This window comes from Glutamicibacter sp. V16R2B1 (genome assembly GCF_005774635.1).
Lineage (GTDB): Bacteria > Actinomycetota > Actinomycetes > Actinomycetales > Micrococcaceae > Glutamicibacter > Glutamicibacter creatinolyticus.
In genome coordinates, this window is sequence record NZ_VATX01000035.1 from 1 (window position 1) to 6,214 (window position 6,214).

A 6,214-nucleotide genomic window follows, 5' to 3' on the forward strand; every position below is an offset into this window, starting at 1 on the left:
GTCGCCGACGATGGTGAACGTGGACGACGCCCAGGCGGACCAGCGGCCGCCGGATCCGGCGTCGGCGGCGCGGACGTAGGGGTGGTAGACGCCCGGGGAGAGGGCGGCGGGGACGGACCACGACGCCGCACCGCTGGCCGAGGAGTAGGCGATCCCCGAGTCGGCGACGGCCCGGGCGGTCTCCGGGTTGAACCCGGCAGCCCCTGCGACAGCGCCCGCGAACACGCGGACCTGCCAGCGTTCCTGCGGGTCGGCGTCGGGGTCGCCGTAGTTCCAGCCGATGGTGGGCTGCTGGCCGGTGATGGTGCCGGACGGTCCGACGTCGGAGACGGTGGCGCGCTCGTTGTAGGTGACGTCGACGTACGCCTCGTAGAACTTGACGGTGGTGGCGTTGCCGGCGATGCGGATGGTGAGGTGGTTGACCGCGTCCAATGTCCACGGGGTGCCGTCGGGCCGCGTCGTCATGGCGGCCCACGTCTCGGTGCGCGGAGTGGCCGGGACCCGGTAGTAGCTGGTCTGCCAGGCGTATTTCCCGGTCAGGTTGTCGACGGTGGCCACCGCGCCCATGGCGGTGCCGTCTCCTACCCAGCGGACGCGGATGGCGACGGAGATGATCCGCGCACCGGGCGGCAGGCCGGCGAGGTCACCGAATCCCAGGAAGGCCGGGTTGCCGGTGGTGACCGCGTAGGTGGTGTCGAGGCTGTCGGCGGTGGCCGCGTGGACGGTGGTGGGGCCGCCGGTGATGGTCCACCAGTCGCCCCCGTTGAACGTCTCGTTGGGCCGCAGCGTCGTGACGGTGCCGGGCATCAGTTGGCCCCCTCGCCCTGCTGAAGCAGGGTGGTCAGTTCGCGCAGCATGCGTTCGTTTCCGCGCTCAACGGCGGCTTCGATGGCGTTCGGGTCGCTGGCGCCGCGGGCGTCGATGTTCTGCTGGATCGCCCCGGCGGCCACGAGGACCCCGCCGCTGGGCTTGTTGACGGAGACCCATTCGTCGTGGCCGGTGCCGTTGTAGGCCATGGTCCAGCCGGGGTGCAGCGGCCCGCCCTGGTCGTAGCCCCCGGCCCGGTTCCACGCCTTGCCGAGGCTGCCGTACCGGGACAGCGAGTACTTGGTCGCCGCGTAGATGTTGGCGTGCGGGTCCCAGATCCCGGCGCCGATGTGGGGTCCGGCGTAGGCGCGGAATGTGGGGTCGATGACCTGCATGAGGCCCTTGGACGGGATCCCGGCCTTGGCGTTGGAGTCCCACAGGTTGATGGCGCGGGGGTTGCCGCCGGACTCCTGGTTCATCCGCTTGAGGAGCAGCGGCAGCCATGACAGGGACTGGCCGGTCTCGTTGAGAACGGCGGAGGACACCCCGGACCAACGGGCCACTCCGGCGCCGACCGGCCCCGCGTCGGGGACCATTTCGGCTTCCTTGCCGCGGACCCATTCGATCAACTTGTCGAACGGGGTCTGGATGAGCCGGTTGATGATGCCGCGCCAGTTGTCGCCCCGGCCGAGGGTGGAGTTCATGGCGCCGCGGATCGGGCTGACGGCGAGCTCGAAGCCCTTGGCGAGGCCGGCCCGGGCGAGGTCTTCGAGCTTGTCGACGGCACGTCCGCCGGTGGCGTTCCAGGCTGCACCGAGGGCGTCACCGACGCCTCCGAGGGCCATGCCGACGCCGCTGGCCTGGGTGCCGCCGCCGAGTGCGCGGCGCAGGGCGAAGATCCGGCCGTGGCCGCCGGCGGCGTTGACTTCGGCGGTGGTGAGGACGTGCTCGCCGGGCATCAGCCAGCGCAGCACCGAGTCCTGGCCGCGTACCCCGCCGGCGATGGGTCCGCCGGCGGCGAGGCCGGGGACGCTCAGTGCTGGCATTTCTGGGACGCCGGGGATCTTCGCGACGATCGAGTTCCACGCGCGGCGGATGCCGTTGTTGTAGACGGTCTCGACGACAAACTTGACTGGTGCTGACGCTACTGTCTTGAGTCCATCCCAGATAACGCCGATGCCGTCCTTCGTGGTCTGGAAGGCGGTCTTGATCGCTCCGAGCCCAGAATCGATCGCGCCACGCACGATCCCGAGCACGCGCGTCGTCGTCCCGGAGATCGCGTTCCAGGCTCCGTCCCAGTCGCCACGGAAGAGCGCCGAGAAGAACGAGAAGAGGCCGCGGATCACCTCGAATCCGACACGGAAGGGCGTAGTGAAGTAGATCCACCAGAGCTGGGCGGCGGCGAGGATCCCGCCGAGCCCGATGTCGATCACGCCACGCCAGATAGCCAGTCCGCCGCGCACGATCGACGAGACGTAGTCGAAGATCCCCCGGAAAATCCCGACGAAAAATCCACCGAAGGCCTGCGCCCCGGAGCTGACGGCGGTCAGGACGCCGCCGACGTCCGAGCCGAAGGCGACGAACCAGCGCCCCGCCGCCTGCGCGGCGCCGCTCACCCAAGCCAGCGCGCCCTGGACGATGTTGCGGAAGGTCTCGCTGTGGGTGTAGGCGTAGGCAAACCCGGCGGCCAGCGCGACGAGCGCGACGATGATGATCCCGATCGGGTTCGCCAGGAACGCCGAGTTGAGTAGCAGCGTGGCGGTCCGCATCGCGGCCATGGCGGTCCGCACGTTCCGCATGATCACTTCCATGATCAGGGTGCGGGTCTGCCAGATCCACTGCGCGGTCGTGACCGCCGCAACCGCGCCACGGTAGGCGTACCAGGCGACAACCCCAGCACCGATCGCGACGGCCAGCGCGGTGATCGTCGTCTGGTTCGAGCGCCAGAACCCGGTCATCTCCCGTAGCGCCGGGCCGATCACGTTCGCCAGCACCGCGGCCAGCGCGCGGAACGCGACGAGGAGGATCGTGCCGACGATCTGGCCGATGCGCTGCACGTCAGGCCACAGCCCCTTGGCGACCGCCCACAGGTTCTGCAGCGCCGGCCACACCGACTGGGTCACGAACGAGCCCAGGTCACGCAGACCGGGGAGGACCAGCTGCCAGGCGCGCGAGGCGGTCTCACCGAGGGAGCGGACGACGACACCGGCCCGTTCCATCCCGCCGACGAAGCCAGCCGAGGTGACACCCTCGCCGGACAGGGCGGAGAAGAAAGCCCGTACGCCGACCTCTGCGACGGCGAACGCCGGGCCGATCTTCCCTGCGATGCCGGTGACCAGACGCTCGATGGGCGGCAGGGCGATGCTGGCGAGGCTGGCGAACCCGGACTCGAACGTGCGTCGGATGGTGGTGAGGGCCGTCTTTGCCCCGGTGCCCATCTTCTCGTCGAGGCGGGCGGCGGCCCCTTCGACCTGTCCGAGCGCATTGACCGCGTTGGACGGGTCCAGAGACAGGATGGCGCTCTGGAAGACCGACGCCTCTTCGCCGAAGAGGCTGACGAACGCGGTGGCCCGCTTCGCCGGGTCCTGGATGGACCGGAGCTTTTCCAGAAGCGCGTCGAGGGCCTTCGCAGCCTTGGGCCCGCCACCGGTGAGGTCGCGGGCCATCTTTTCCCCGTTGAACCCCAGCTCGGAGAAGACCTCGGCGGAGTCTCCGGCGTTGCCGATCAGCTCGTCGAGGGCGCCGGCGACGGTCCCCGCCGAATCTGCGCCCGCGTTCATGCCCTGAACGAGGAACCCGATGGCGGAGGCACCGTCGAACCCGAACTGCTTGAGGTTGGGTGACCGCTCGATGAGCAGATCGAGGAAGTCGCCGCCGTAGTTCGCGCCTTTCTGGAAGCCGGTGGCGATGAGGTCGAGCGCCGCGTCCATGTCCGGGGCCAGCCCGGAGCGGATGAGCTGGCTCGCCGCGGTGATGGTGGGGACGACGTCCTCACCGAACGCCGTCGAGATCGACAGTGCGCGGGCGGAGACGCTGCTCAGGTCCTCCGCGGACGCCTGGGCCATCCCTTGGATGCTGTGGCGGACAGTTCCGACGGCCGCGGTGACTTCGCCGAGGGAGTCGCCATAGGCGTGGGCGTAGAGGTCTCCGGCGACGCCGCCGAGGCGGGTTGCCTCCTCGTCGCTGATACCGAGGGATGCGCTGAGGAGGATGTCTCGCGCCTGGGCCTGGATGGATCCCTGGAGTCCGACGGTGAAGGCGGCTGCGGCGGCGACACCGGCCGCGACGAACAGGCTTCCGGCGTTGTCTCTGATGCCGGTGAAGGCCCTCTTCCAGCGGGACTGCACCTCGTCGGCGGCGTCGCCTGTCTCCTCGGCGGCGTCGCGACCGGCGTCGGAGATGGCGTCCTCAAGCCCGAGGCCGAAGGCGGCGGCGGCGCCGGTGAGGAGGCTGAACGCGCCAGCACCGGCCTCTTCGACGCTGGCGAAGGATTCGGCCCATCCGGCTTCCGCTTCGGTGGCGGCCTCACCGACGCTGGCCCCAGCCTCTTCGAGGCTGCTACTGAGCCCGCCGGCGTGGTCGGCCGCGCTGCTGGCGGCGGCGCCGATGCCTTCGACGTTGCGGGCTGCTTCCGAGGCGGCGGCGCTGGCGCCGGTCAGGGCCCCGGAGACGGCTCCGACGCTGCCGGCCGCTCCTGCCGCCGCCCGGCCGATGCCGTCGGTGGCCCCACTGGCTTCGAAGGCGGACGCGGCGGCGTCCTTGAGTCCGGCGTTGAGGCCGGCGGTCGAGGCGGTGGCGCCCTTGAGGCCTACGTCCAGGCCGTCGACGGATACCGTCGCACCCTTGACGCCCGTTTCGATGTCGGCGGTCGCGGTGACGGTTCGAGTGGCGGCGGTGGTGGCCCCGTCGAACCCCTTGCCGAGAGCTTTGACCTCTCCGAGGGCCTGCCCTGCGGCGTCGCCGATCTCCTTGGCGCTGGTCGCGGTGCGCTGTGCGGATCGTCCGGCCTTGTCGAGCTGGGCGTTGAGGTCGAGCACCTCGCGGACGGCGGCGCGGATCTTGCTGGCGATCTGGTCGCCGAGCCGATCCCAGCGCTCGGGCTTCGGGACGATCGCGACGAACGCGGACCCGAGGAGGTTGGTGGCCACTACAGCCCCCCGACCATGGCCATGACGGCGCGCTGTCCGGCCTGGTGCTCGGGCAGGGTGCCCCACGTGTCGGGGTTCCAGCGTTGGGCGGCGCGTTCACGTGCGGTGGCCGCGGGCGCCAGGCCGGGTGTTGCACCGCCGAGGGATTCCAGCAGCTCGGCGCGGACGCGACGTCGGTCGTAGACCTCCAGGCCCTTCTTCGTCTCGGCAGACCAGCGGGGCATCTGGTCGTCGACGGCGAGGGCGGTGATCACGTTGAGGGCGCGGTCGTACGGCAGGTCATCGAGGTCGATGCCTGCGAGGAGCGCGCGTCCGTCCACGTCGGCCCAGTGATCCTGTGCCCAGCCGATCAGCTGCTGGGCTTGGTCGTAGGGCGTCCGGCGGCCAGCTCACTGAGCCACTCGAAGATCTCGATGAACGTGTCCATCGCGATGACGGCTTCGGGGTCGGACAGCAGCGCGATCAGGTCGTCCCGTTCGACGACGGCGCATTCCAGGACCTTGCGGATCGCGGCGGCCTGCGCTGGTCCCGATTCGCCGGCGGCGAGCATGATCCCGGCGGGGATGGCGCTGTAGCGGGCGTGGAACTGCCGCGAGTGGGTCTCGTAGAGGCCTGTCGCGCGCTCCTCTATCCCGCCGATGAGGTCGAGGCTGCCGGGGATGGCTGGCACCTGGACCTTTTCCTTGACCTCGACTTCGTATTCGACGACGAACGGCTCGGGTGGCCGCCGGTCGCGTCCGGACTTGAAGGTCTTCATGCGTTCTCCTGGGTGGTCAGCTTGGCGAACGTGAGTAGTTGCAGTGGGCGTGCGAATGGGGTCATTGCGCCGCCAGAGGGAGGTTGTCCGTGAGGTATTTGTTGCCGCGGAACCCGGGGTGCCGGACCCGTTTGGTGAAAACCCACGGCCCGCCGCCGCGCGGCACAAACACGAGGACCTTCTTGCGGCGCGGGACGATCACATGCGGTCGGCTGCCTTCGTGGTGCAGCAGCGCGATCGGGGACTCGGAGCCGATCAGCATGGTCGGCAGATCGTTGGAGCCGTCCTGCACGAGCCGCTTGACGATCGTGTAGCGGAGGTTCGGGCGCCCGCCGGGACCGCCGCCAATGTGGCCGAGGCGGACCTGGCGCTGCGCGGCGTCCTGCACCAGCTGCCCGCGGCGCACCAGTTCGCGGACGACCATGCCCTGCGGGGACCGTTCGAGGCGGGCCAGTGCCTGGTTGTCCCAGGTGACCTGCAGCTCGGCGGAGTCGTTCAGCCG

The 6,214-nt window shown here is 70.2% G+C and carries 5 protein-coding genes; all 5 read right to left on the reverse strand.

Going from position 1 to position 6,214, the window contains the following annotated elements:
- A partial coding sequence (locus FDN03_RS15385; RefSeq protein WP_138178476.1) for a hypothetical protein occupies positions 1-807 on the reverse strand: 807 nt, incomplete at its 3' end.
- Positions 807-4,955, reverse strand: coding sequence for a phage tail tape measure protein (locus FDN03_RS15390; protein ID WP_138178477.1), 4,149 nt, complete (start codon positions 4,953-4,955; stop codon positions 807-809). The genes FDN03_RS15390 and FDN03_RS15385, both read right to left, overlap by 1 nt.
- Entirely contained in the window at positions 4,955-5,275 is a 321-nt protein-coding gene (locus FDN03_RS15395; protein ID WP_071083302.1) for a hypothetical protein, read from the reverse strand. The genes FDN03_RS15390 and FDN03_RS15395 overlap by 1 nt, the downstream gene beginning before the upstream one ends.
- Before the next feature lie 29 nt (positions 5,276-5,304).
- The gene (locus FDN03_RS15400; protein ID WP_138178478.1) at positions 5,305-5,712 is read right to left on the reverse strand and encodes a hypothetical protein; all 408 of its coding nucleotides are present in this window, start codon (positions 5,710-5,712) and stop codon (positions 5,305-5,307) included.
- A 61-nt stretch (positions 5,713-5,773) separates the two neighbouring features.
- Positions 5,774-6,214: hypothetical protein (locus tag FDN03_RS16480; protein WP_171021284.1), on the reverse strand; the 441-nt coding region annotated here is incomplete at its 5' end.

Bases quoted from the DNA above. Each gene is read 5' to 3' on its own strand.
- FDN03_RS15400 (WP_138178478.1), bottom strand. From the start codon at position 5,712: ATGAAGACCTTCAAGTCCGGACGCGACCGGCGGCCACCCGAGCCGTTC.